Consider the following 25,294-nt stretch of genomic DNA (forward strand, 5'->3'; position numbering starts at 1 on the left):
GCTTTACCAGCAATTTGCGGGTTTGTTCCACCGTCGCTACCGTTCCAATTGGTCAAAGCGGGCCGAGACCGGGCTCAGCAACATTCTCAACTCGCCGCAACAGCGATTTCTTTTTGGCGAATGCGGCCGGCGGAATAAGGCGCTCGCCAAGCTGACGGAGCAAATCGAACGGCAGTCTGGCGGCAGCACCCGAACGATGTGACTATGATCGCTTGCGATCCGTGGGAAGCCGGCCGAAACTCGATGCATAAATTTCCACCCAAGTTCGCCTACCTGCTCGCGACCTCTGTCGGCGCGGGATTATCTCCAATATGGCCGGGCACGGTCGGCGCAATAGTTGGAGTGGCTGTTGCCGCAGCTCTGATACCTGCATCGCCTTGGCTGACCGTGCTTGCCTATGCGGCCCTGTTCGCCGTTGGCGTATGGGCGTCATCGCATGTTATCTCCCGTACCGGGGCGGAGGATCCGCAGATCGTCGTCATCGATGAGACCTTCGGCGCCGCCGCGACACTTTCCATGCTTCCGATCGACCCACTCTGGTGGGCAGCAGGCTTCCTTGCTTTCCGGTTTTTCGACGTCGTCAAGCCTTGGCCCATCCGTATCATGCATGACAAGGTAAGGGGTGGGGCCGGCATTATGCTGGACGACGCGGCCGCGGCTGTCGTCGCTGGGGCGTTGCTGCTCCTGCTGAACGGTTTGATTGACCATTTGCGGTAACGGCGACATTCGGTCTGCCAAGGCCACGGTGGTTCATCGGAGTTTAGCGCCACAAGGGAAGACCGGACCGATGCGAAGCCACAGGATCGCGGCCATTCCAGGCGATGGGATCGGCAAGGGAGTCGTAGCGGCCGGGCTTCGTGCGCTGGCCGTCTGCGCCCTTGGCATCGCCCGCATTCCCGGCGACGACATCGGCGTGCCAGAACGCAGGAGGCATCCGCACTCGCCGCCGCTCACCGATGGTGTTCGTGTGCCTGCGTGCGGAAACCAAACCCGTCAAGCGTTTCGATCAGCACCTGTACGGGATCAGGCACACCGTGCGATGACCGCCACGCGACAAAGCCGTCCGGCCTGACCAAGGCGGCACCGCCGCTTTCAACCCCGAGCGCGGAAGGCCACCGATGGTCCAAGTCAATCAGATCGTCATTGGCACCCAAGGCGTGGCAGGTCAGCGGCATTCCGAGGCGTTGGCTTATCGCGTCAGCGGCCTGACACCATGCTTCGTCAGCGCAGAGGAGAAGAAGATCGCGATCGCACAAATCGAGACTCGAAATCCGCCGGCCGGCGCGCCCGACCGCGAAATGCGGTAAACGCGTGCCAGGGCGACCCGACAGCTTGGCGGATTTTTGGAACGGGTGATCGTCCGGTGTGGATTCCCGAGCCACGATGCCTGCAGTGTAGCGTTGGCCAAATACCACGTCGTAATCCTCGACGATCGCAACAGGAGGAGGCAACCGCTTCGACGGATCGTCGAACCATTTCTGTAGGCGGGCGAGCGCTTGCGCCAACGTAGCCTCGATGACCGGCCTGCGCTCCATGTCATAGCTATCCAGCAACGAGGGATCGGCATGCCCGCGTGCTACCATCGCAAGCTTCCAGGCAAACAGGCTGGCAAGTCCGAGGGTTGATTACGTCCCCCCGGAGGGGCGGCGCCCGTGCACTACATCGAGTAGCAGGCGATAAGCGTCCCCGGCGCCGCTCGAAAGCATCTACAAAGTCAGTAGGCCATGCGTGCCGACAAGCGGCATCATGGTATCTACCTCGATCATGGGGAGTCGCCGACGGTCAGCGGCCATTGCCTATGCCGCGTAGTGGGATATCGGCGGCGGTGCGATGAACCTGCTATCTGCGCCAGCGCACTGCCAGGCAGTCCTGAGCTCGCGCGATCGAATTCAGGTCCATGGAACATCGCCTCATCCGACGACCACTTTACGACCGTGCTGATCCTCGCCGGTTGGTCGCCTGGCAAGTACCAGGCGACTTGGCGACGTGGTCCATACGATTACGCTGGCATCAGCGGCTTGACGCGGTCGACAATGGCGGCGACCGCTTCCTTCGGGTTCTTGCGACCGAGGACGGCGAGCTGAACCTCCTCGAGAAACGTCGACTGAGCGCGAGCGGCTTCGGGAAAAGCCGGGAAGGCTGGTCTCGCCTTGGCAAGGGCGGCAGCCTCGACCTTCGCCTGCGGCTGCGACCCGGCGAACGACGGCTCGGCATAGGTCGATGAGCGGACGGGGCCATTGCCGTTGCGCGCCATATCGAGTGTAGCCGCCTTGCTCGCTACGAAGCGGAGATAGCTCCAGGAGAGTTTCTTGTCCGCCGAATTGGCGGGAATGGCCATAGCCCAGGATTCGACGACCGGGTGCATTTCCTGACCGCTGCCGAGGGTCTTGGAGCCGGGGAACTCGATCGCCTTGATCTTTCCCGGCGCGGTCGACTGTTCCTTGTTGTTGAGCTGCGCGTAGCGGGCGAAAGGCAGCACCGCGAAGGCTGCGCGTCCCTGCTGCATCCAAGTCACCATATCGTCATTGCGCGTCGTGGCGTAGCTGCGGGGGAGCGCCCCGGCCTTGAAGAGGTCGGCGAGCACGGACAGGCCTTTTTCCATCGCCTCCGGATCGGGAACCACCCGGAACTGCTTGTCGATAAAATCGCCGCCAAAGGCGCGGGCGAACATGACCGGGAAGACGGCGAGGTCGCTCGCAAGGATCATGCCGACGACCGGCGTACTGGACTTGGAGGTGAAGGTCAGCTTCTTCGCCTGCTCGACCAGCTCCTCCAGCGTGTCCGGTGGCGCCGAAATGCCGGCCTCCTGAAGCAGCTCCTCGTTGTAGAAAAGCCCCTGCGTGGCATGGCGCACCGGGATGCCGACGAGCTTGCCGCCGACGGTCATCGACTGGCGCAGGCCCTCGACGATATCGTCGAAATCCTCGATCGGCTCGGCTTTCCGGAGGTCGTCGAGCGGCTCGAAGAGCGAGGCGATCTGCGATGTCATGCGGTTGTCGATAGCCGACGTTGAAATCGGTCTCGCTCAGGCTCGCCTCCCGGAATAGCCGGTCCTGGAGCGGATTGCTGTCGAGCGTCGTCCAGGAGATCTGGGCGTTGTTCTTGTCCTCCCAGGGCTTGATGACATTGCCGGCGGCGCCGGTCGTCAGGTTGGTTTGGTGGACGCGATGGCAAAGCACGTTCAGCGTCTTTACCTGAGCATGGGCCAACCGGCCAAATGCGCCCGTCGCGCCGGCGGCCATCGCGGTCGTCAGCAGGGCTCTGCGTGTCATGTGCAAAGGCATTGTCTTCCTCCCTTTCTCGGTGACGTCGTCACCCCTTGGTCGCGCCGGCGGTCAACCCGGCGACAAGAAACCGGTTCATCAGGACCACGAAGACGAGAACCGGCAGCAATTGGACGGTAGAGGCCGCAAAGAGCACGCCCCAGTCGACGCCATCGATCGAGCTGATCATCTCAGAAAGGACCAAAGGCGCAGTCTTGGCGTGGTTGGCGGTGAAGATATAGGCGAACAGAAACTCGTTCCACGCGAAGACGACGACGAAGACGGCGACGGCGAGCATGCCGGGCGCTACGAGCGGCAAGATGATCTTCACAAGGATCGTCAGCGGCCGCGCGCCGTCGAGGACAGCCGCCTCGTCGAGTTCGCGCGGCACCTGGTCAATGAACGTGCGCATCAGGAGCGTGCCGAGCGAGACGAAGAAGGTCGCGTAGAGCAGGATCAGCACCAGATGGGTGTCGTTGAGCCCGAGCCGATTGACGATCGGGAACAGTGGCAGCGTCACGACGATCGGCGGGATCAGCCGCGATCCGATCAGAAACATCACCGATCCCTCCAGGAAACGGACGCCTCGATAGCGCGAGTAGGCGAAACCAGCGAGCAAACTTGCCATGACGGCAAGCGCCGTTGCCCCGGTGGTGATGATCAGGCTGTTGACGAGCCCGTCGAAAAAGGCCGGCCAGCGCTGCCATAACGAGGCGTAGTGCTCGAAGGTCGGTTCGAAGAAGAGCTCTGGTGGAACCGCGAAAATCTCGCGACCGGGTTTGAACGACGAGAGCACGATGAAACCGATCGGAAACAGCGACCAGACGACGATTGCCGCAACAGCGAGCGTCTTTCCGGCACCGATGGCGAGACGCTTAGAACGCATTGGCCACGGATTCCTTGCGCAGCCGCCATACATAGCCAGTCGCAAGCAGCAGCGAGATGACGACCATCATCCACGCCGTCGCGGCCGCCGTGCCGAACGAGTTGTAGCGGAAGCCTTCCTGATAGAGATAAACGGAAACGACCTCGGTCGTGCGCGCCGGGCCGCCCTGGGTCAGGAGCCAGACCTCGGAAAAGAGGCGGAAGGCGAAGATGTAGCGGAAGAGCAGCGCGATCAGGATCGCTGGCGCCAGAAGCGGTAGCGTGATGTTGCGGAAGAGCTGGAACGCGTTGGCCCCGTCGGTGCGCCCAGCCTCGTAGAGCTCCTTCGGAACCGCGAGCCGTGCCGCATAGAGAATGATGAATGTGAATGGCAGGTGCAGCCAGATTGTCAGCAGGCCGACGAGGATGAGGCCATGGGAAGGGATGAACGTCCAGTCGAGCGTCGGCAGCCCGGTGTATCGCAGCATCAGCGTGATCGGCCCGACGTCTGGATCGAACAGGAAGCGCCACATTGCGACCGCCGTCACCTCGCTGATAGCGTAAGGAGCGAGCACCACGACGAGCATGACACGCTGGAAGGGAAGCCCGGAGGCGAAAAGCAGAGCCAGGCCGAGACCGAGCAGAAGTTCGATATGAACCGCGACGGCGACGACGAGGACCGTGTTCCAGATCGAACCCCAAAAATATGGATCGGTGAGGACGCGGATATAGTTATCGAGCCCAACGAAGCTTGCCGATTGGCCGAATGACGAGGCCTCGAAACTCAGCCACAGGACGAAGATGGAGGGCAGCACGATGATCCCAAGCACCAGGAGGTGCACGGGCGTCGCATAGAGATAGGCAGGCGAAAACGCGAAGCGCCGCCTCTTGGTCTCGCCAGCCGCTTCCGCCGCCCCTTCCCCTCTGTGGCCGACGGACGCCTCGGAACCAAATGCCATTGCTCCTCCCTGAGCGGTTGCGCGTCAGCCGTCCCTGGCGGCAAGTGGAACGGTGCCCTCCACCGTCGTTCGGTACATCACCCGGCGATATCCGGGATAATCGTTGATGGCAGTGTGCAGGACGTGGGGATTGTTCCACATGCCGAGCGTCTTCGGTTCCCAACGCAGCCTGCAGTTGAACTCGGGCCGGACAGCCCGCGCCATCAGGAAGTCGATCATCGGCTTGCTTTCTTCCTCCGTCATCCCCTTAAAATTGGTCATCACGCTGCTGACGAAGACATAGCGCCGGCCAGTCTCGGGGTGCCGACAGATCACAGGGTGCTCGACGACGGCATTCTCGATCGCCTCGACATCGGCCTTGACGCCCAGCCGACTGTGGGCCGCGTTGATGGCGAAGACCCCGCGGCCGCTATGGACGCCCGTCAGCCCTTGCAGGATTTCGACCAGCCGCGGCGAAAGCGAGTCATATGCCTTCTCGAGGCTTGAGAAGCATGTGTCGCCGCCGACCGGCGGCACCTCTTCACCGTAGAGGATCGTAATGCCTGGCGGCTTTGGTAGCCAGGCGAGGTCCATGTGCCAGTCCTCGCCGATCACCTTGCCCGTGTCGTCCGGCTCGCGCACGAAGCGCACGATATCGTCGAAGCCGTCGATCGGCGTGTGCACCGGATTGCCGCTAAATGGCCCGAACCGGCGCGCGACCTTGTGGACGCCAGCGGCGTCAAGCTCCTGATCGCGCACGGCGAGCGCATGATACTGGTAGAGCGCGCGGCGAACGTCTTCGAAAGCATCCTCGCTCGCGCCCGCCAGATCGATCCCGCGGATTTCTGCACCGAGCGCTCCAGTGAAGGGGCTGACCTCGAAACGGGTGAATTCGTCATCGCGTAGCACGTGATCCTCCCTTGTACGCGCCTCGTCGCCGCCACGGGCTGACTTACCTGTAAGTAAGTAACCCGGAGGCTAACATCTGTCAACTCGCCCTCGCTTTGATCCACTGGATGTCTAGCCTCGGCGCGAGCCCTTCCCCGCATCCTGCCAAGCTGCGCGGATGATCGCCGCCAGTGCTGCGAAGGTCCTAGCGACCTCGTCGAAGCTTCCGGTGTCCTGCGTCATCGGTGGACAGGACAGAAGGGTAATGCGCAGCATGTGCACGAGTTCGTCCCTGAGCGTGTCGGGAGAAAGTTCTCCATCCTTCACAGCCTGGTCCACCGCATGGCGTAGGCTCTGTTCATAGACCCGGTTGACACGCTCCAGGGCATGTTCGGCTGGTTCGCCGAGAACTGGGAGGTCGTGGCGAAGGCGCGAAAGCGGGCTCCACATATTGCGGGCTCCCGTCTCAGCGTTGAAACGTTCATAGAAGCGGCGCAGATCCTCGAGCTGCATATCGAGACGGTCGAAGAACCGGATATCGGGGGTCGTCCAGAAGCGCTTGATGCGGGCCTCGGCGTTGGCGGCGAAGTCCGCGATCAATTCCTCCATCAGCTGACGCTTGTTGCCGAAGTGATGATGGATGTTGGCGCGCGTCGTGCCGATTGCCGTCGCTATATCGCCGAAGCTGAAACCATCGTGGCCGCGCAGGACATAGAACTCGGCCGCGACCTCTTTGATTCTGCTGCGGGTAGAGTGCGCCTCATCGCCGGGAGATCCTGAAGTGTTGGCTCTCATATCCCTTCCGAAATTCATGCCGCCGTTGGACGATCAGTATACGGGAGCGAGCTGCCCCCCCGTTTCATACATGGATATTCTTCTACGCACGAGTGGAAGTAATTTGCGCCAGGTGCAGACATTCGCGAAGCATCTTGGCGGCAGCGATTAGCTCGGTGCGGCGGGTGAGTAGATACGGGATGCGTGTATCGAACTTCAATCGGGTTCGCGCCCTTGACTAGAATTCCGGGTCAAGCAGGGCAGTCAGCTTGCCGGGGGCACGCCGCAACTCAGGCAGTGAATAGCGGCTGCGCATCCGCTGCGCCGACCACTTCCCGCATTGTCACGATGGTGCGGAACGCCCTCACGTTCGAATTGGCGTGGAAGACTTCCCGCGCGAAGACATCGTACGCCTCCATCCCCGGCAATTGCAGGAGGAGTACGAAATCGGCTTCACCGGTGACATACCAGGCCTGACGAACCTCCGAGCGCCCGCGGAGCTTGCCGATGAAGGCGTCCAACTCGACAGCGCTCTCCCGTTCCAGGGAAACGAGCACATGGATGGTTAGCGGCAGGCCCACGGCCGCCGGCAGAACGACGGCAATATCCGCCGCGATCACGCCATCCTTCCGCAGCCGGCGCAGGCGGCGCAGGACCGCGCTCTGGGAAAGCCCGACCTGCTCGGCGAGACGCCGCGCCGGGATCTGATTGTCGCGCTGAACCAGCGACAGCAGCACATGGTCGAAGCGATCGAGGGCGGCGGTTTTCGTCATTTGGACAGGCATCTATGACGAAATCAGGCAGCTGGGCAACGACAATAGGCGCCAAGCGCCATCGTTTCCGGAATAGAATTTCGCCTCATGACCACGGACACACAGCCGGGCTTTGGCTCCGATCTCATTGCAGCGCTGTTACAGCGCCTGTCGCCGTTTTATGCACCGACACCGCTGCTCGACCTGCCAAATCTGGCTGCGAGCCTGGATGTGACCCAGGTGCTTGCCAAGAACGAGGGCCACCGTGCCCTGGGCAGCTTCAAGTCCCTCGGCGGCACGTATGCCGGTCTGTGCGCTCTCGCTCGCACTACCGAGATGGATATCGATGAACTGCTCGATCCAGAGCGGGCCCAGACGCCGCTGCCGGCGCTAATCACGGCCAGCGCCGGCAATCACGGACTTGCCGTCGCCGCGGCGGCGAAGTTTGCCGGCGGGAGGGCGAGGATATACCTCCACACGGGCGTTCCTGCGGCGCGGGTGCGGCGTATCGAGTCCCAAGGCGCCGAAATCGTGTGGGTCGACGGCACCTATGACGATGCCGTCGATCGGGCCTCTGCGGCAGCCCGCGCCGGAGAAGGTATTCTGGTGGCCGATACCTCGAGCGACCCGGATGATCCAGCGGTCGCTGATGTCGTCGCTGGCTATGGCGTGATTGCTGCGGAAATCCGTCGCCAAGTCGACGAGATTGGCCATCTGAGGCCAACCCACCTTTTCGTGCAGGCCGGTGTCGGTGGACTTGCCGCCGCCCTGACGACTGGGCTGAAGGACTGGCTGATGCCTCCGGCGATGATCGTCGTGGTAGAACCAGAGGCCGCAGCCTGCGTCGCGGCCGCGCTGTCGCAAGCACGGTCAGTTCGGATATCCGGCGATCTCAAGACGTCGGCAGACATGCTCGCCTGTGGCGAAGCAGCCGCATCGGCGCTCGACGTACTCCGCCAAGGCAACGCTCGGGTCATAACCGTGTCCGAAGCGGCGCTTGCCGACGCGAAGAGCCGGCTTCGTGAGGCAAACGGTCCAGGCACAACCCCGTCGGGTGCCGCCGGCCTCGCCGGCCTCGCCACCGCCGTCGCGGCTTCCGGCCTGTCGCAGGAGCTTGCGCTCGACGGATCAAGCCGGGTGCTGATCATCGTGACCGAGGCCGAACTGGAGAAGGACGCATGACGATGGCACCGGACCCGGGATCATTGAACAGAAGAGCGGCTGGGCCACGGACTGCTCGATATGCCCGCATTCCAGACCCAACGCAGAACGGGTCCATGAAACTCATCTACCAGACCCACTCCCCCTACGCGCGCAAGGTTCTGGTCTTTGCCCACGAGGCGGGGCTTGCCGGACGTCTGCGCGTCATTCATCAGGAGACGAGCCCCATCAATCGCAACGATGATGTGTTTGCGATCAATCCGCTTGGCAAGGTGCCCGTTCTCGTTCTCGACGACGGCTATGCGATCTTCGATTCGGGCGTAATCTGCGACTATCTCGACAATCTCGAAAGCAGTCGTCGGCTCATCCCCGAAACAGGGCGGGCCAAATGGTCCGCCCTGCGCCTCCAGGCGCTTGCCGGCGGCATGTGCGGCGCAGGCATTTCCATTCGCTGGGAAAACGAGCGCCGCCCTGAACATCTGCGTTATCCCGCCTTGGGCGCAGGCATGACGATGAAGCTTATCGAATCCTATGACTTCGTGGAACGTGAGGTCGAATTCGACGCGCCGCTCCATGTCGGCCACATCGCGCTAGCCACTTCTCTAAGCTGGCTGGAATTCCGCGGACTGCCCGACTTCCTGCAGGGAAGGCCACGACTGGCACAATGGTATAGATCCTTCGTGGAACGCCCTTCAATGCGTGCCACACCCTACGACGGCGACACGCGAGATTGATATCGATCGCCAGGCTTTCGAATCCAGTATGTGTCGGTCATCAGCCAAGCATTCTCGAAGCCAAGAGAAAGCCTGCGCTGCAGCCGGCCAGGACCGCGGCTGCGATCCGCGCGCGCGGATCGGGGAAATTTCGGACGCAATGATGTTTCGGACTGCTCCCGACGGCATAGATCGCTCGTGGAACGCCGTGCCGCACGCTACGACGGTGACACGCAAGATCGATATCGATCTCTAGGCTTTCGAAATCCAGTATGTGTCGGTCACCAACCAAGCGTTCTCGATGCCATTTTTTGGTCGCCCTCGGTGATATTGCGCGAGACGGGTGACCTTGCCTCGCGCAGCCTTGAGGGCAGCCTTCAAGGCCTTTTCTTCGTCACTGCGCCTGGCTCCGCTGCAGGGGTAAAACCCGCATGGCACAAGTGATCGTACGGGAAACGTATCGCCAGCCCTTTCCAGAAGCATCATGAAACCTCGTCGGTCTTCACCCGTGAACGGCAATGCCATCCGGCCAGCGTCGGACAAATTTGAAAGCCACCGTTCCGGCACGTGCGTCACTCCGGCAAAGGCGATCACGACATCGAGGTCTGGCAGATCAACCGCCTGCGTTGCATCACCCGACGTCACTTCGACGTGCGCATAATGAGCAAGATTGCCTTGCGCGCGCCGAGCTAGTTCTTCGTCGATCTCATATGCAATCACGCGTCCTTCAGAACCCGTCAGTTCAGCGAGGATGGCGGTGAAATAGCCGACACCGGCGCCGACCTGAAGGACAGTCTGACCGGGAGCGATGTTCACATGGTCGAAAACCAATGCCCAAAGCGACGGCAAGCCGCTGTTTAGTCCGCGTTTTTCGTCAAGCAAGACCAGAACGTCGTGGTAAATCTCATGAAGTGCATCTGAAGGGCTGGTATGGACCGCCCCGATTTGCAATCTCGAATGGATACGCCATGGCCCGTCGCCAAGATACTGTTCGCGCGGAACCTTTGCGAAGGCCTCGATGACCGCAGGGTTGTGCAAGACAGGTGATGCGACACGCAGGTCTTCGGCAAACCACCGGCGCGCTTCACTAGCATCGGTTCTGGTCGGCATGGAATATCGGCTCCCGGATTGCGCGTACCCGAGTCATGCTCTCAGAAAACCGAACGGCGGCAAAGGGCGCCTATCCTCGCGTCCGCCCTGCAGTCGAAGTGATTCGGAGCCGTTGGATCACGCAAGCTCCGACTTGAGCACGATCATTGCAAGCTCGCGCCAAGTTCGAAATTAGGCCGAGACAGCGCTCGTGCATCCACGTCGGTGATCAGCATATGGCCCGACGAGACTGTGATGGAGATCGCGGGTTCGGCACGAGCAAGAGCGTCTTGGGCGGTCAGGCTGCTCGCCCAGAATACAGGGATCTCCCCGTCCAAGACTTCGACGGCATCACCCCAGTCGGGAGCCATCAAATTTCGGATGCCGACCGTCGTGGGCTCTCGGACATGGATGGGAGACCCGTGCGCATGCGGAAAGCGCGCGGTGAGCACGCGAACCTTGTCGACTTCGCTATGCCGTATCGGACGCATGGAGACGACCATTTCGCCACCGAACGGTCCGACTTGGGACGTCTCGATCTTGGTGCGGAACTTGGGGGCGGTTTTTCCACGGCCGATACGCCGGAGTTTCACGCCTCGTTCGACAAGTGCGGCCTCGACGGTCAGCGAACTGCCGAGCGCGAAGGCCGCAAAGTCATCTCGCCACAGGTCGATGATGTCTGTGGTCTGGCGGATCATCTCGCCGAAGTGATAGATGCTGTACTGTGGTGCATCGGTCCGGATATCGATATCGCCCAGCGCAGTCAGAAATGGGCTGCCCGCACGGCTCACACCGACCAAAGGGCAGGGTTTCGGATTGCGGACACAAAACTGATAGAAATCGGCGGCAAAGCTGCGCGGCACAATCACGACGTTGGCCTGGAGCTTGCCGCGCGCAAGCCCTCCTGTATGCCCTTCATAGGCACCCATCCTGACGAGTCTGCGCAATCTGCCCGCATCGACCATTCGCAAATCCTCGTAGATCGGTAAAGTGATCGGGCGAGCCATGGCTTCCAACGGATGCGCGTTTCAACGACACGTCGAGAGCGCGTAAGATCATCGGCGGGTCTGCCGCTTGTCAAATCATCAGAATCTTTCCTCATTGATAAATCGTATTTATTGGCCGGCGAAGGATGGCGCTTTTTATTAGCTTTTGCTCATATTTATTCTCATTGACACTCGCGGCAGCCGATCGTTTCTATCCGTCGGCTTGCCTCATGCAGGAAACCAAGATCGCGGTTCATGACTTAGGCGGGCTGACATCGGAAGCCAAATCGGCAGGCTACGTCCTGGCGTGCTGCAGCCGCCCGCAAGGCGACGTTTTGCTTGACCTGTAATTGCCATCCGCATCGCGGGTCAGCTTTTGCGTTCCATAGCCAAGCCATAGTGTTGCGACCGCAATGTGATTAGCGTTTCGGAGCCTGTTGTCCGGCTGCACGGGAGAGTTCACCGCCGCTGAACCCCTTAAATTAATTGCAGTTTACCTCATTCAAACAGACGAGGACAGTATGCAACCCCGCCCCTAGGGTAAGAGGTCGTTCTGTCGATTTGTTCGGGAGAAACTATTGCAAGTCGTGTGGAACCAGAAGCAAGTTCGCGATTCTTCATGCAGACACTATTGGAGTTCATGTGCTCGCATCCCATAGGGGGAACGTTGTCGAAGGACGAGTGGGGGAACAACGATTTTCTCGGTGTTACCGCAAAAATCTATAAACCCCATTCGGTGATATGCCGGCAGGAGGACGACAACAGTGAGATATTCATTGTAAAATCGGGCTGGGGCATACTTTATCAGGCACTGCCGGACGGAGAGCGGCAGATCATAGACACTCCCCTCAAGGGGGATGTCGTCGGTTTCCGTGGCTTGGACGGACCCCGTCTTGCGTCGCTGGCGTCCATAACCGAACTAGCTGTTTATGAAATTTCCAGTAAGGAACTGGTCGAGGCCATCCTGTCGGAAGGCCGAATCGGGAAGAAGATCGCCTGCTCCCTGGCGCGCCTGAACGCCATCCTTGCCGAACATCTCATGAATACCGGGCGGCGGAACGCGATGAGGCGTACCGCCCACTTCCTGCTAGAGTTGGAGGTGAGGCTCTCCAGGGTTGGGCTGTCGGCGCATGGAAGGTATGAGTGTCCTCTTGCCCAGCATGAACTGGCCGACATACTCGGCATGACCACGGTTCACGTCAACCGAACGTTAAGGGAGCTCCGCAAGGCCGATCTCGTCTCTTTCAAGTCAGGCCATGTAGAGGTGATCAATCGCAAGAAGCTGGTCGAAACAGCCGGATTCGACAGCGAGTATCTCAGGTAGCGGCTATCTCTCTTGAAGAGATTATCATGACGGGCGGCAACTCGGCCTGTCGCACCGAGGCCGGTGTGTTGCTGAAATATGCGCGGAGCCCCTTTTACTGCGGCAGATCCACGGGTGGGGCTCAAGCTAAATTGTTGAGCCATGGCTATCAGCGCGGTGCGCTAACCATGTCAACGGCACCTTCAGGAGTTCTGGTCTACCGCGGGAATCGCCGCAGGTACCAGCCGATCAACATTCGGCTGCCTGCTAGGTGAGATGGCCAAGTGGTCCTGTGCATGCGTCTTCAGGCGGATTGCAGCCCTTTTGGTCCGGCTTGGCGCCGGTTCCCTGAAAATTATGAAAAAAGCAACCTATGTTAGAGACTGCTTATAAATAAACCCTACACTTACCCAAGTTGGGTGTCTGCTGGGTCGGGAACTAAACAGGACGCAAATGGAGTAATCGAGCCTCGACGTTTCACAAGGCGCAATACCAAGTTTTTCAATGCCAGAGAATGCGGAAACCATATCGGCCGGCGCAAGGCGGCTTGTGTGGAAGAGCGGGTATTGATATGGGCTCCACAGCAGGACTGCACAATTACACTTCGGCAAATCGATCCGGAGTCCCGTCCGGTGGAACGGAAACCGTCCGCGGGCAGACAGGCAGGGAATGCCTCCTCATTCTGGACGGAAGGGCACTAGACCGCGAGTGTCTCGCATCGGCTCTCGTGGACCACGAACTCGGTATGGATGTCACCGCGTGGCGTTCCGTCGAGGAATGGCGCGTCGGAAAGAGCTCTGCCCCTCCCCTTGCAGCCATACTCTTCAACCTTGGCAGTCGGAAGGTTACAGATTATGGCCTCGCTGACGAGATCAGGCACATTTCATCCGAGTTCAAATCGGTCCCTGTGGTCGTCCTGGCCGAGACAGAAGACCTTGCCCAGATACTGACCGCTCTCGAATGCGGTGCACGCGGCTACATTCCGACCTCTGTTGGAATCGATGTCTGTGTCGAGGCAATCAACCTCGCGGCAGCGGGAGGCATCTTCGTGCCGGCGAGCAGTGTCCTTGCTATGCGGCACCTGATAGAGTCGGGCCGCCGCGACACGCAGCCTTTGGCGGGCATTTTCACGCTTAGGCAGGCCGAGGTTGCGCTAGCGCTCCGGCGCGGCAAGGCGAACAAGATCATCGCCTACGAACTGAATTTGCGCGAAAGCACGGTGAAGGTCCACATCCGCAATATCATGAAGAAGCTAAAGGCGACCAACCGCACGGAAGTCGCCTGCAAGGTCAACGATCTTCTCTCAGAAGGAACTCTGCCTGAAGAGTGAGCCCAAGTATAACACTGCCCACCTTGGGTGAATCCTGTGGCCATGTTCGGCTATTCGCCTTATCAAACATGTACTGTGAAAGTCGAAGGGCGGAATCGGCGGCTAATCGGCTGTCTAAGCAGGCTCGGGGAAGGTGTGTCTTCCTACCCATCCTATGGCCTCCTCGATCGTATCGAAATTCTTGTGCTGCCCGCTCAGCAGCCCGAATCCCGTTTCGAGGAACCATTTGCCTTTCGTGGAATATGCTTCCTCGTCGATTTGGGTAAGGACCGCCACCAATTGGTCGCGTTTCCACACCAGCACCCCGGATTCTCCGCCTTCAACCGTTCCGATCCGGACTTCGCTGAATGACAATCCAGAAACAGTCTTCGCTTGGCCCATTTTGATGAATTCCTCAGATTCAAAATGGCAATAAAATCCGTGAGCTTTGCAATTTGTTATCAAATCACGCAGTGAGTTCGCGCCGTTTGAGGCGATCTAATTCGGCAATCGACGCTATCGAGTACAGGCGACAACGCGTAAGGAAACCGGATCTGAGACGACCGCCGCCAATACAAAGGGCCGGGTCGTGGTCACATCGGCGCCGTCCACATGATGCGTGCGGTCTCCACCGCGCTCCTTCGCCCAGCCCGGGAACGATTTGAGCCCTATGCCTTGTTGATCGGCAACGAAGTCTGGCACATGGATGCGCCAGCCCGAACGAAGATCTATCGCAGGTCATATTGGATGATCATCATCGAGAAAGAGGTATCCGTTTTGTGCTTCAGGCAGGTCATGCGGATGGTGAGCTGACTGAGGTTCTATCGTGTCGTTCCCCGTCGGGCCGTCGCCAGACGCTGGAGTAAGCATACCATGGTTCATTGCCCAAACTGCGGCCTGTGTTCGGTTGCGAACCCGAATCTTTCGAAGGATGGCCTTGACGTGTACCTTCACTGTAGCCTCGGCGATATTAATCTCGCGCGCGATGACTTTGTTGGATTCCCCTCCGATCAAGCGACGCAGAATGGACTTCTCCCGATTTGACAAAATCACTAGTTCTTCACCTTCAATCTCCACTTTAACTGCAGCGCTCGGTAACTCAGCAGCTACAGCATCATTTCTCAACCCTTGTCTGATATCTTCAATTACCATCGAAGTTTCCGTAGGCAACACGATTTGCCCTAGCGTAACCAATTCGAGAGCTTTAATGAACGTGTCGTAAGCAGCGACCTTTGTCAGATACCCGTTAGCCCCGGCACGAAAAGCTGAGATTATATTGGTCGTTCGACAGTGATCGGCTAGCGCAACGACATGGCTGGTCGGGTAGATCGCCTTAAAGTCTGCAATTTGTGCGAACTCAGCATCCGCATCAGTATCGCCGACATCTATGATGAGCAAGATGGAACGGTGCTGGGGTAGCGGCTTCTGCAGAAGATCGTGAACAGTCGCCGCGGAGAAAAGAATACGAAAATTTGCCGCATTCAGGGTTCGACTAAGCGCTTCTCGAAGCAACTCGCTCGGCTCGACAAGCACGGTTATGAAAGATTTTCTTGTCATCATCGCATTCTCGCTCGGCGCGATTGGGATACACATGTCGATTGGGATGCTCCAAAGCGCCAGCCGCACAGTTTCTTTTATTCTTAATGTTACGCTCGGAACCCTTACACCCAAATACCATCTTTAGGCGTAGGGCAGCATCATCGAGGCGTATCCGAATTCTTCAACCTGGGGCTTTTGGTCAAGGGCACGAGCTCTTGGTTTCAGCAGCTCAGGGAGGCGGCCATCGTAGCAAAGGACTGCGCGGCCGTGAGGATTGCCAGGGCTTATTTTCCGGTGGGCGTGGTGGTGCCCCCGATCTGGCGGGAGAGCGTCGCGGTTTATGCGGCGAGCGGCGGGCTCAGGCGAGCCGCCCCGCGGCAGTCGACCACTCGGGGATGTCGCGCAGGGCCGGGTGAAGCCGACACTGACGCGGGCACGCTGATCTGAGCAAACGCCGCACACGCCGAGCTTCAGCAGCTGAGGCAATGCGTGCCGCGGCCGGCCGTGGCGAAGCGAACTGGGTGTGAGTCAAGCGCGCGACGCAGCACTGACACACAGCGCAGATGCTTTTCGGCTTAAAAAATGGGGAAGTCTGCCAAGTCGCTCCTTTGCAGCACCCCTGCGGCCCGCAATGGACGCGTTGCCTGCCGCGGCCGATTTAGGGTAACGCTGCAAGGGATCTTGCTTTGTCGGGGCCGGAATTCTAGCCAGACGTGAGAGCCGACGAAAGAAACGCGATGCGGCCAGTTTCGCTATGATTACCCGATAGGATTGCCAAGACTGACGGCTTCGTCGCGTCGTTCTTCTGGGCCCGGACAACATAGCGGGAAACGGCCCAGCTATCCTGCCAATGCATGTCGGAGCCACAGAGACGCACGTCGGCAAACCAAGTTTCCGGCCCTCCGTTTCGTTCGATCGCGTTTGTCCTGTCACCATCGAGGAAGCTCTCCTGGAGCGCAGCAATCCGGTTGGACGAGTTTGCCCCAGATTCTCCTTTATCCGAATGGAGTGCCCACAAAGGGACAGTTGTGCTGCCGGCGGTGAAGGGTCACGATCCGGTCGAGCCTTGCTCGACCGGATCGGACGCATCGGGCGGGCGGGATGGCCACCATCGAAAGAGAAAGCCACACGCCATGGCCGTTAATACAGAATTCAATTGCGAGCCCGTCGCTCCCTCGTCACAGGCGGCCCAGCGCAGGGGATTGAAGGCCATCCTGCTTGTCTTCGGGCTCTCCGGGGTCGCCGCCTTGGGCGGGGCCGCGGCCAAAAACTTAGGGGCACTAGAGATTGTTTCCAGAGCCGTGGCACAGGTCAAGGAAGTCTCCCGACCCGTGATGCAGCCCGTGAGACAGAAGGTCGAAGATGCCTCCGCAGCCGTGATACAAAACGTCGAGGCGGCCTCCGCAGCCGTGGCGCAGAAGGTCGAGGCTGCCTCCGCAGCCGTGGTACAAAACGTCGAGGCTGCCTCCGCAGCCGTGGCGCAGAAGGTCGAGGAAGTCTCCGCAACCGTTGTGCAGAGGGTCGAGGATGTCTCCGGGGCCATGATGGAGACGGCCGACGATGTTTCCGGAGCCGTGATGCAGAAGGCCGAGGATGTCTCCGGAGCCGCGGGAGCCGTGATGCAGAAGGTATCTGCTGTCATCAATGGCTGGCAAGAACAACCGGTTCAAGCCATGGCCGAACCTTCCCGTGCGATCGCGTCAGGACCGAATGCGGCGGGCGTGGCGTCAGTCGAACGGAGTGTCGAAACCAATGCCGAACTCCCCAAAACCCGCAGCAAGGCACCAAGCGTGCCAACCGGATACCTGTTTGGCGTCGGCGATCGCCTCAAGGTCGCGTTCTACGAGCGCGTCGAGGTCGAGGAAGACAAGTGGGGGCGCGCGCCCTCGGCCTTGCGCGGCATCCTGCAGCGTCCGGAACTGAGCGGCGAATATATTATCCAAGAGGACGGCACGATTTCCGTGCCCTTGCTTGGCTCCATTCCGGTCGCCAACAGGTCTACGCAACAGGTACAGGCCGACCTGGTGGAAACCTTCAATCAACTGCTGGGGCGCGAGGGACTGGTCAACGTCCTGCCGCTGGAACGCCCGCCCATCTACGTGCTGGGGCCGGTCAAGAATCCAGGCTCGTTCAAGTACGCGGCCGGCATGACCGTCCTGCACGCGATCGCGCTAGCAGGCGGACTGGACCGGGCCGAGGGCGAGCCGTGGCAGAAGATCGAAGCCGTACGCGAGATCCAGAAGCGGAGCGGGGCAATCGACGCCATGTTGAAGTTGCTCGCGCGCGCGGCCGTGCTGAAGGCCGAGCGCGACGGTACGAGACCCACAATCCCGCGCCAGTTGCTGGAGCTGGCCGGCGCGACCGAAGCTGCCAAACTCGTCAACGAGCAGAGCGACCGGCGCAAGGCCGTCGCCACGGCCCGCAAGGATCGTGAGCGCGCGACCCTGCGTGCGCTGGACGCGGCCAAGCAGGACGTTGTCGCGTATGGGCGCATGGAGTCGCTCAACGAACTCATCAAGCTGCGCCAGGAGCGCGTCAACAGCATGCGCACGCTCGTGGACCGCAAAGTTGTCAGCATGACCGTGATGGATCAAGTCCAGGGCGAATTGTCCGACGCGGAACAGCGCCGGCAGGACGCCCTCAACCAGTACGCGGCCGCCAAGCAGCGCCTCGCTTCGCTGGAGTCTGAGGTGTTGCGGACCAGGGCCGACCTCAGGATCGATCTGGAGGTCGAGATCGAGACCATGGAGAGTCAGATCGCGGCCAATCAGCGCGACTTGAACGCCAGCGAAGGCGTCCTGTACACGTTGCCGGTGACCCGCGCCCAGTTTGCGAAGGACGCAAACAGCGTAACTTATCAAATCGTGCGGCAATCGGCTGCCGGGCCGGTCAGCATCGAGACCGTTGGGATGACCCTGTTAAAGCCAGGCGACCTCGTCAACATCATCATAGGCGAAAGCGAGCCAAGAGAGCCGGCCGGTTCGTCGGTCCCAACCGTGTCGCCGAGCTGCGAGAGCTTGCCGGCAGCGTGCAATCCCAACGATGTCGAGCCTGCCCGCGTGGTGAGGGAGGAGAGGATCGGTCCGAATTGACGCCCGGCAAGGACATTGGTCTGCATGGCTGGTCTGCGTGGATGAACTCGTCGGCACGAAGTGGGAAGCGCGAACCGACGACTCGCCGTCGCCGACAGCTTGAACCGATTCATGATCGAGCATGTCCGCCTCCGCTTGCATGTCCGCCTCCGCTCAGGAGTTCGGATCACTGACAAAGTTGCAGTGAGATGACATCGAACGGGATGCAGGTGCCAATCAAGGGGGATTGGTCAAAGATCTCGGAATTTTGTCACGACGCGCGTGCGCCCGAGCGAAATTTGCGCACTATCAAATCGAGAAGGCTCTGGCTACTCAGCTGCTGAATTCAGATCAAGACGCTCGGCTCAGCCTCCATGGTAAAGTGTACAGCAAGCTTTTTTGTCCAGAAAGGCGCGCGTTTCGGCGAATTGGGGGCCAGTATTGTAAGCTTAGCCTTAGCATGTGCAATAATTGCTCATCAGATGCAATCGACGTAACTGACGCGTTACCGCCACCTGGGAGAAGCCTGCCAATTTTCAATTTGCCAAGATCGATGGTATCCATCCACCTTTCGCCGATAATAGTCTTGATTTTGTGTTTAGTGGTCGGTTGATGGAGCACCTCCACCCCGACGACGCAGTAAGGCAGCTTTCGCAGCTATACCGTGTTCTTGTACCTGGCGGTGCCTACTACTGCATCACTACACACGCGGTCACGGGTCCTCACGACATTCGGTACACTTTGACAAAGTTGCATGTGGATTCCACCTGAAGGAATATAGCTATCGTGAGCTGTCACGCGCGTTTACGGGGATTGGCCTCGAAAGCAGGCTGTGCTGTTCGGCCATGGGGCGTTAATGAGCTCGTTGCTGCCAACAACGCTGTCGATACCGCCAAGTTCAGCCTGCTCCCCAACGAACTGCGCTTGCCGCCAAGCGAAGTTGTGGGATCGAGATTCCCATCATGTCGAGACCAATCCTGCCCATCCGACGAATACGCCATAAAAGCGTTGTATCGGACGCCAGTGATCGGTTGTAAGATGCTTCAGCAAGCGACCATTCATCACAGGCAACTTTGACGGGGTCATTGTAGTATGTCCGGATTTTCTCGACCCCCATTCCGGGTGTGGCTAACCATGTCGGAATATGATGGCGTAACCGATCAACGTCGGTTAGCACTTTATTGAGACCGGTACCCGCCGCCGGATCGCTGGTAGCAAAACTGTCACCAGCCAATACCAGACCGGGTTGCTGTTCGTGATTCTGCGCGGCGTAAAGATCAACGGGTCGAATCTGAATATCGCTTGACACGACAGCATCACCAAGGAGACGCTTCAATCGGGGCATTACCGCATACAATGCAGATAACGGCGATGTGCGCACTTCCTGACACCACGGATGGCGTATATCACCATGGTAGACGAACACATTGGCGCGCATTCTTGAACCAATCGGAAACATGCTCACATAACCCATGGGCCCTGGCTTTTCCGCAAAATACGTTAAAGCTTGAAATTTGAAACCAGCTTTAGAAGTGAGATCAAAACCAACACTGATCGAGTGGCATTTACTGATCTCGGATCGCGTGATCGCACCCCGGACGACATTGTTTAAGCCGGTCGCCACCACAATCAATCGGGTCGACCATGTGTCACCATTTGACAGGGTAACTTTCTGCCGGTCGGAGCTCGTCATTATTTTGGTCACTTTAGCGCAGATGAATTGGACACTATCTGGAATCTGGCGGCGAATAACATTTACCAAATCCTGATAAGCCATCCCATATTCGCAAGGCTCGCCGTGTTTCCCATGCTTTTTACCGATGACATAACCGTGACGGGCCACCGATATCTCAGTCATCGGTGTCGCAGCCGCCAATACGGCATCCGCCAGCCCGGTTTTTTTGAGCAAGTCGACTTGATCGTCATCGAGTTTTTCGCAGCGAAACTCCACTGGATAGACTTGATGGATATCAACAAGGATGGTCGAAATCTCCATCCGGCCAAGCATCGCAGCGGCTAACGAGCCGGCGGTACCACCCCCGAGGACCGCTACATCAATATTATTCAATTCCCGCTCCTCCGCTCACCACTTCATTGACAGCACGATCATGACGGCACCAAACGGTGTCGAAGAAAATTCAAGACTCCGTCTTTTGCTGCAAAACCAAACTAGCGCGCTTGTTTATCACGCGACCAAACCGCGCAATCCACAGTTCGGTAAACAGCTTTGACGCAATCCCCTCCATCGACCCGCCAGTCTCGCGAAGCAACTTGAAGTGCTTCTCCTCAATTTTCTCGCAGCAAAAATCCTCCGCACAGGGATGATGCACGTCGATCAGGACGATCGAAATCCGGCTCGCCCGAGCGTCGCGGCGGCGATAGAGCCGCCCCAGACCGCCTCCTACAATCCCAATATCTGCACTATACATCATCGTCTCCCGCAGATAAACCGCATTATACCATACTTTTTCGCGAAGCGCTATGATGTATCCCACACCGAGTTCAAACTCACGATAGTCCAGTCAGAGAAACATGCGATGCAAGGATCGTCTTGTCTTGCGAAAAACCTGCCGTAGCGGCGGCTTTACTAACGGCGTTTTGGCATACCATGTATCTATATAATGGATCGCCATTCGCACCGCAACGACAGTACGACCGAGCAAAGTTCTGCTGTCAAAATGGAAAAACAGAAGCAAATTGATATCGGACCACGAAAGCTTATAAGGCTCGTCGCCGATCGTGAAATCGAATTTCTGAATCTTCCGGCCAATGGCATATTGCATCATTTCCTGAATATGCTGACGCCCGGGACTGTATTTGGCAAACTCCTCCAGATAACTCGACATCACCAGTGAATAACTGGAATTGAACCGGAGACCCAGACCCGTCGCCACCGGAATCCCATCCACATCCAGCCGCGTGACATGGATGACCTCGCGCAACCGAGGATTGGCGACAATCGCCAAATAAAATTCGCGAAAACCCGGACGTTCGAACATATCATGAACACCCATTCGGGCATAGCTGCTCCGTTTTTGTTCGATCAGCTTTGCAATGGTGCACTCGATCTCGGCCTGATCTTGCACGTCTACAAAGCGAATCGCGCCGCCACCTTGCTTGGCGAGATTTTTGGCCTTGCGCCGGTGGGTATGCAGCGTCGAATTCGAAAACTTTGACGCATAAAACCGATTCCAGTTCGCTTCCGGGAGGGTTGCGACATGTCCGGCGCAATTAGCCAGCAAGACCGGCAACTCGAGAAAGGGATTAGGTTGAGAGCCGACAACACCGGGCATATTGTAAAATTCAACAGTGTCGAAACGAAGTCGAGGATAGTCTTGAATCGCCCGAATTATGTCTTTCCACAGGCGGCCGAATCGCCCAGGTTTCACGTGATCGCTAAAATTTATCGCCAGAATGGGCGAATTATAATCGCACAATTCCGATCCAAACCAGACCAGCCGGCGGATCAGACTATGGCGTTCGATCGCCAATGGCAGAATAAAAACCGCCACGCCGGTATCGTCGAGACCCAGCACGATCACCGGGATCAGTCTCTCTTTGGAGCCGATGTGGTGATACCATTCCATCTGCCAATCAAACAATTGGAATACGGTACAATCCGCATGCTGCTCTAATGTTCTCCATTGAGCTTCCACCGCGTCCATATCGGTGAAAATTTGCAGAGCAATATTCGCCGTCGTCATTGGGTGTGCCTATGTAACAAAGGTTTAGCCAGTCCTGCTGCTAGAGAATGTTCTGCTTGAAATCCCAAAAGGTAGCGTGCCTTGTCCGGGTCGCCGATCGAATTATAGGGAAGAACTTGCGGATGACTTCGCCCGCAGGCTGCTCCAGTCTGAAGAAGCCACTCAAAATGAAGAACAGTTGGACCCGCAGCGCTCCCGCCCCGATGCGGAAGTGCGTTTTGACCCACGGCCAGCCGAAGTGCTCGACGCCGACGAGTCCGATCGCGATGGCCCACCGGCCATCCAATTGCAGTCGACAATCCAGCGCCATAATCGGTGTCTCCTCAAGTCTGGAGCGGCGACGCGGTCGGTCGGTCGTGCGCGGGGCCGGCCGCAGAATCCAGTTTCATCGCGAAGGCCAAAATCAGGGCGGCACATGCACCCTCGATGCTGACCGCGAGCGTCCAGCCTAGGACCAGGCCTTGAAGTCCATCAAGCTTCGCCCCCGCGACCACGAAGCACAGCTCCAGCAATCCGCCAAGCGCGAACCAGCGAGATGCCTTGCGCATCCTGTCGCCCAACCGCGCCAGCGTACAGGCATGAAATTTGAGCGTTGATCCCAACAGGCTGAAGCCGAGGAAGTGTAGGCTCGAACCGGCGATCTCAGGATAGACCGGATTGAAGACCGCAAGGATCTCCTGCGAATAGGTAAAGACGAAGACGGCACAGGCCAGCGAGAAGAGCAATGACGCCGACAGCGACACAAGGATGTCGTGTCTGGATTGTTTCGGGCTTGTTCTGATCACAGGGAACAGGATCGTGGCCATGGCTGCTGGAATCAACGAGGCCGTGAAGACCAGCATCCACAACGGCATGAGGGCGGCATTTGTGATCGGCGACAGGAGAACCAGCACAAGGTAGGGCATGATGACGACTGGTGCCTGCGAGGCGACATCGAGCGCGTAGTGGTCGAAGACCTTGCTTCGGAGCGTATGGAGCAGCTGGAAATCGGGAGGCCCAACGAGGCGACGCGCACCGCCCCGGGTCAAGAGATCGACGCCGATACAGGACGCCACCAGGCTGGCCACCCAGCTCAGAAGAAGCGCGGCATTGGAGGTGTAGCCAGCGGCAGCGGCGACGGCGATCAGCATCAGCTTGAACGTGGAGAACAGCACCTGCCGGATCATCCTGCCGGTGCTGCGCAGGTTGCCGACGAGCGCCAGATCGACCATCGCGCAGAGTACGGTCAGGCAGCAGCCGAGGACGAACGTAACACCCTCGAACCAGCCGCCGATCGGCCCGGTCGAGCTGTTGAGGTACGCCTCCCCGAAGACAAACAACAAGGCCAGGCCGACCGCCAGCGCCACCCCGACGGATGCTGCAGCGGCCACGAGGCCGCGCCCCTTGCCGGGGTGCCGTACGATTTCACCCATCAGCAGGGTCCCGAGCCCGGCTTCGCCCAGCAGGCCGACGAGCGCCATCACGGACAGGAGGGCGGAGGCCTTGCCGATCACCTCCGGCGGAAACAGCCGGGCCGCGAGCCACCAATAGACAAACCCAAGACCGGCCGTTGCAATCGTTCCGATCGCCACAGCGCCGGAATTCAGAACGAGCGCGGCGCTCTTTTGAAGCTCTCGCCGGACGCGAATAATGGCTGTCCCCACGAGACCTATTGGCATGATGGCTCCCCCGAACCTTGCTGCGCCGGTACCGCTGACCTGCTAGCGGCTGGGCACACGACGTCCCGGTAGACCTGCTCGATCCGAGTCACGACCGCTCCTGCCTTGAGGCGCCCGACTCGGGCGAGGCTTGTCGCCTCCAGGCGAGCGAGCAAGGCGCGGTCCTGCAGAAGGGTCTGCATTGCGTGGGCAAGGACGTGCGCATCACCGGGCGGCACGAGAAGCCCGGTTTCGCCATGATCGACGAGATCCGGCATGCCGCCCACGCCGGTTGCGACGACCGCCTTGCCGGAAGCCATCGCTTCCATGATGACCGTCGCGCAGGCTTCGGGCCCGACCGACGGCAGCACCCCGAACAGTGAGCGCCGCCACGCATGCATGATGGCGGAATGCGGCCATGCATTGAAGACGCGAACGCTCGGCGGAAACTCTGTTGGCGTATCGGCGACCCGGCGCCCGATCAGGACCAGCTGCGGCGCCCGTTCCAGGCCGGCATAGGCTTGCAGGAGAACGTCAATGCCCTTGAGGCGCATCATATCACCGACGAACAGGATGAATTCACCCCGGGGTAGTTCACGCAGACAGGGATGTTCCGGGCCAAGCATCGCAACATCATCGGGCACAAAGTTGGGGATGATCTCGTAGGGGGCGCGGCCTTCGGTCAGTCCGGTGTGGCGCGCCACCGCGTGGCTCACCGCGATGAAACGGTCCACCGCGCGCCGAGCGGCAAAACTCGACGCCCAGTTGCCCAAAGTGGTCGCGACTGCCTTCACCGCCCCGTAATGTCCTGCGGCGCAGGGCAGGCACTTGGCCGGCGCTGGGCCACTGCAGAGACGGGCGCCCAAATGCATGAAGTTCTTCTTGGCGCAGACAAGGCCGTAATCGTGGAGCGTAACCACGAGGCGCGCCCTACTCCAACCTTTGAGCAGCAGGAAGGACGCGTAGATCCAGTTATGGGCGTGGACTATGTCCGGCTCCTCCCGAGCGACCAGCCGCCTCAGGGCAAGCACCAATTCGGGATCTGGAAAGGGCGGTGCATGGCGCCGCTCGGGATCGGTGTGAAGGCCCGACAGGCGCTGGAGCGTTCCCTGCAGGCGATGCACGCGGACCGCGCCGTCCAGCTCGGTTTCAGGCGATCCAGGATGCATCAAAGTCCCGACGCTGACATGATGGCCCCGCTGCGCCAGCGCCGCGCCGAGATTGCGGACGTGCCGCTCCTCTCCCCCGATCACCGGAGGATAGAACTGTGATAGCAGCAGGATGCGCATGGTCCAGCCTCGTT

At 59.4% G+C, this 25,294-nt stretch carries 24 protein-coding genes and 1 pseudogene; 7 read left to right on the plus strand and 18 right to left on the minus strand.

All coding sequences use genetic code 11. The features are described 5' to 3' along the window. Positions 1 to 204: 204 nt before the first annotated feature. The gene (locus tag NKI54_RS26240) at positions 205 to 717 is read left to right on the plus strand and encodes a phosphatidylglycerophosphatase A family protein (protein WP_352636382.1); all 513 of its coding nucleotides are present in this window, start codon (positions 205 to 207) and stop codon (positions 715 to 717) included. Between the two features lie 43 nt (positions 718 to 760). On the opposite strand, the gene NKI54_RS26245 is transcribed toward NKI54_RS26240, so the two are convergent. The 8 genes from NKI54_RS26245 to NKI54_RS26280 form a co-directional block, all read right to left on the minus strand. Beyond that, complete coding sequence (locus NKI54_RS26245; RefSeq protein WP_352692675.1) at positions 761 to 934, minus strand: hypothetical protein; 174 nt, start codon at positions 932 to 934, stop codon at positions 761 to 763. A gap of 16 nt (positions 935 to 950) precedes the next feature. Beyond that, positions 951 to 1,604: an aromatic-ring hydroxylase C-terminal domain-containing protein gene (locus NKI54_RS26250; protein ID WP_352570003.1), complete on the minus strand. Its 654-nt coding sequence runs from the start codon at positions 1,602 to 1,604 to the stop codon at positions 951 to 953. Positions 1,605 to 1,999: 395 nt separating this feature from the next. Then, the gene (locus tag NKI54_RS26255) at positions 2,000 to 2,989 is read right to left on the minus strand and encodes an ABC transporter substrate-binding protein (protein ID WP_352692676.1); all 990 of its coding nucleotides are present in this window, start codon (positions 2,987 to 2,989) and stop codon (positions 2,000 to 2,002) included. A gap of 323 nt (positions 2,990 to 3,312) precedes the next feature. Further along, on the minus strand, positions 3,313 to 4,149 hold the full coding sequence (locus NKI54_RS26260) for a carbohydrate ABC transporter permease (protein ID WP_352692677.1): 837 nt from the start codon (positions 4,147 to 4,149) through the stop codon (positions 3,313 to 3,315). Beyond that, the gene (locus tag NKI54_RS26265; RefSeq protein WP_352569921.1) at positions 4,139 to 5,086 is read right to left on the minus strand and encodes a carbohydrate ABC transporter permease; all 948 of its coding nucleotides are present in this window, start codon (positions 5,084 to 5,086) and stop codon (positions 4,139 to 4,141) included. Before NKI54_RS26265 ends, NKI54_RS26260 begins: the two co-directional genes overlap by 11 nt. 24 nt (positions 5,087 to 5,110) lie before the next feature. After that, positions 5,111 to 5,974 (minus strand): TauD/TfdA dioxygenase family protein, encoded by an 864-nt coding sequence (locus NKI54_RS26270; RefSeq protein ID WP_352569922.1) that lies wholly within the window; start codon positions 5,972 to 5,974, stop codon positions 5,111 to 5,113. Between the two features lie 111 nt (positions 5,975 to 6,085). Continuing rightward, on the minus strand, positions 6,086 to 6,748 hold the full coding sequence (locus tag NKI54_RS26275; protein ID WP_352569923.1) for a TetR/AcrR family transcriptional regulator: 663 nt from the start codon (positions 6,746 to 6,748) through the stop codon (positions 6,086 to 6,088). 269 nt (positions 6,749 to 7,017) lie between these two features. Then, positions 7,018 to 7,500, minus strand: a complete 483-nt coding sequence (locus tag NKI54_RS26280) for an Lrp/AsnC family transcriptional regulator (RefSeq protein ID WP_352692679.1) — start codon at positions 7,498 to 7,500, stop codon at positions 7,018 to 7,020. An 87-nt stretch (positions 7,501 to 7,587) separates the two neighbouring features. Here NKI54_RS26280 and NKI54_RS26285 point away from each other — a divergent pair, with 87 nt between their 5' ends. Next, entirely contained in the window at positions 7,588 to 8,661 is a 1,074-nt protein-coding gene (locus NKI54_RS26285) for a pyridoxal-phosphate dependent enzyme (RefSeq protein ID WP_352692680.1), read from the plus strand. A 95-nt stretch (positions 8,662 to 8,756) separates the two neighbouring features. Beyond that, on the plus strand, positions 8,757 to 9,374 hold the full coding sequence (locus tag NKI54_RS26290; RefSeq protein WP_352692681.1) for a glutathione S-transferase family protein: 618 nt from the start codon (positions 8,757 to 8,759) through the stop codon (positions 9,372 to 9,374). A 231-nt stretch (positions 9,375 to 9,605) separates the two neighbouring features. On the opposite strand, the gene NKI54_RS26295 is transcribed toward NKI54_RS26290, so the two are convergent. Together NKI54_RS26295 and NKI54_RS26300 are read right to left on the minus strand one after the other, a co-directional pair. Continuing rightward, positions 9,606 to 10,463: a protein-L-isoaspartate O-methyltransferase family protein gene (locus tag NKI54_RS26295; RefSeq protein ID WP_352692682.1), complete on the minus strand. Its 858-nt coding sequence runs from the start codon at positions 10,461 to 10,463 to the stop codon at positions 9,606 to 9,608. Positions 10,464 to 10,606: 143 nt separating this feature from the next. Further along, positions 10,607 to 11,449, minus strand: coding sequence for a D-glutamate cyclase family protein (locus tag NKI54_RS26300; RefSeq protein WP_352692683.1), 843 nt, complete (start codon positions 11,447 to 11,449; stop codon positions 10,607 to 10,609). Positions 11,450 to 12,095: 646 nt separating this feature from the next. On the opposite strand from NKI54_RS26300, the gene NKI54_RS26305 reads away from it, so the two are divergent. Continuing rightward, positions 12,096 to 12,752, plus strand: a complete 657-nt coding sequence (locus NKI54_RS26305; protein WP_352454219.1) for a Crp/Fnr family transcriptional regulator — start codon at positions 12,096 to 12,098, stop codon at positions 12,750 to 12,752. A gap of 550 nt (positions 12,753 to 13,302) precedes the next feature. After that, the gene (locus tag NKI54_RS26310; RefSeq protein ID WP_352454218.1) at positions 13,303 to 14,061 is read left to right on the plus strand and encodes a LuxR C-terminal-related transcriptional regulator; all 759 of its coding nucleotides are present in this window, start codon (positions 13,303 to 13,305) and stop codon (positions 14,059 to 14,061) included. A gap of 114 nt (positions 14,062 to 14,175) precedes the next feature. Here the strand turns inward: NKI54_RS26310 and NKI54_RS26315 are convergent, their stop codons facing one another. Both NKI54_RS26315 and NKI54_RS26320 read right to left on the minus strand, forming a co-directional pair. Then, positions 14,176 to 14,442, minus strand: a complete 267-nt coding sequence (locus tag NKI54_RS26315) for a hypothetical protein (protein ID WP_352454217.1) — start codon at positions 14,440 to 14,442, stop codon at positions 14,176 to 14,178. Positions 14,443 to 14,778: 336 nt separating this feature from the next. Continuing rightward, complete coding sequence (locus NKI54_RS26320; protein WP_352576775.1) at positions 14,779 to 15,600, minus strand: LuxR C-terminal-related transcriptional regulator; 822 nt, start codon at positions 15,598 to 15,600, stop codon at positions 14,779 to 14,781. A 1,112-nt stretch (positions 15,601 to 16,712) separates the two neighbouring features. On the opposite strand from NKI54_RS26320, the gene NKI54_RS26325 reads away from it, so the two are divergent. Beyond that, positions 16,713 to 18,671, plus strand: a complete 1,959-nt coding sequence (locus NKI54_RS26325; protein ID WP_352692684.1) for a polysaccharide biosynthesis/export family protein — start codon at positions 16,713 to 16,715, stop codon at positions 18,669 to 18,671. A 513-nt stretch (positions 18,672 to 19,184) separates the two neighbouring features. Beyond that, positions 19,185 to 19,421 (plus strand): annotated as a pseudogene (locus NKI54_RS26330) (methyltransferase domain-containing protein); the annotation flags it as partial. A gap of 127 nt (positions 19,422 to 19,548) precedes the next feature. On the opposite strand, the gene NKI54_RS26335 reads toward NKI54_RS26330, so the two are convergent. The 6 genes from NKI54_RS26335 to NKI54_RS26360 form a co-directional block, all read right to left on the minus strand. Continuing rightward, positions 19,549 to 20,718, minus strand: a complete 1,170-nt coding sequence (locus NKI54_RS26335; RefSeq protein ID WP_352454214.1) for an FAD-dependent oxidoreductase — start codon at positions 20,716 to 20,718, stop codon at positions 19,549 to 19,551. Between the two features lie 70 nt (positions 20,719 to 20,788). Beyond that, positions 20,789 to 21,079 (minus strand): hypothetical protein, encoded by a 291-nt coding sequence (locus NKI54_RS26340; protein WP_352569937.1) that lies wholly within the window; start codon positions 21,077 to 21,079, stop codon positions 20,789 to 20,791. A 93-nt stretch (positions 21,080 to 21,172) separates the two neighbouring features. Further along, on the minus strand, positions 21,173 to 22,354 hold the full coding sequence (locus NKI54_RS26345) for a GNAT family N-acetyltransferase (RefSeq protein ID WP_352692685.1): 1,182 nt from the start codon (positions 22,352 to 22,354) through the stop codon (positions 21,173 to 21,175). A 40-nt stretch (positions 22,355 to 22,394) separates the two neighbouring features. Next, positions 22,395 to 22,664, minus strand: a complete 270-nt coding sequence (locus NKI54_RS26350) for a hypothetical protein (RefSeq protein WP_352569939.1) — start codon at positions 22,662 to 22,664, stop codon at positions 22,395 to 22,397. 13 nt (positions 22,665 to 22,677) lie between these two features. Further along, positions 22,678 to 24,012, minus strand: coding sequence for a lipopolysaccharide biosynthesis protein (locus tag NKI54_RS26355; RefSeq protein WP_352692686.1), 1,335 nt, complete (start codon positions 24,010 to 24,012; stop codon positions 22,678 to 22,680). After that, positions 24,003 to 25,280, minus strand: coding sequence for a glycosyltransferase family 4 protein (locus tag NKI54_RS26360; RefSeq protein WP_352692687.1), 1,278 nt, complete (start codon positions 25,278 to 25,280; stop codon positions 24,003 to 24,005). The genes NKI54_RS26355 and NKI54_RS26360 overlap by 10 nt, the downstream gene beginning before the upstream one ends. Positions 25,281 to 25,294: the final 14 nt, after the last annotated feature.

Origin of the sequence: Mesorhizobium sp. M0663 (genome assembly GCF_040320585.1) — a bacterium.
GTDB lineage: Bacteria > Pseudomonadota > Alphaproteobacteria > Rhizobiales > Rhizobiaceae > Mesorhizobium.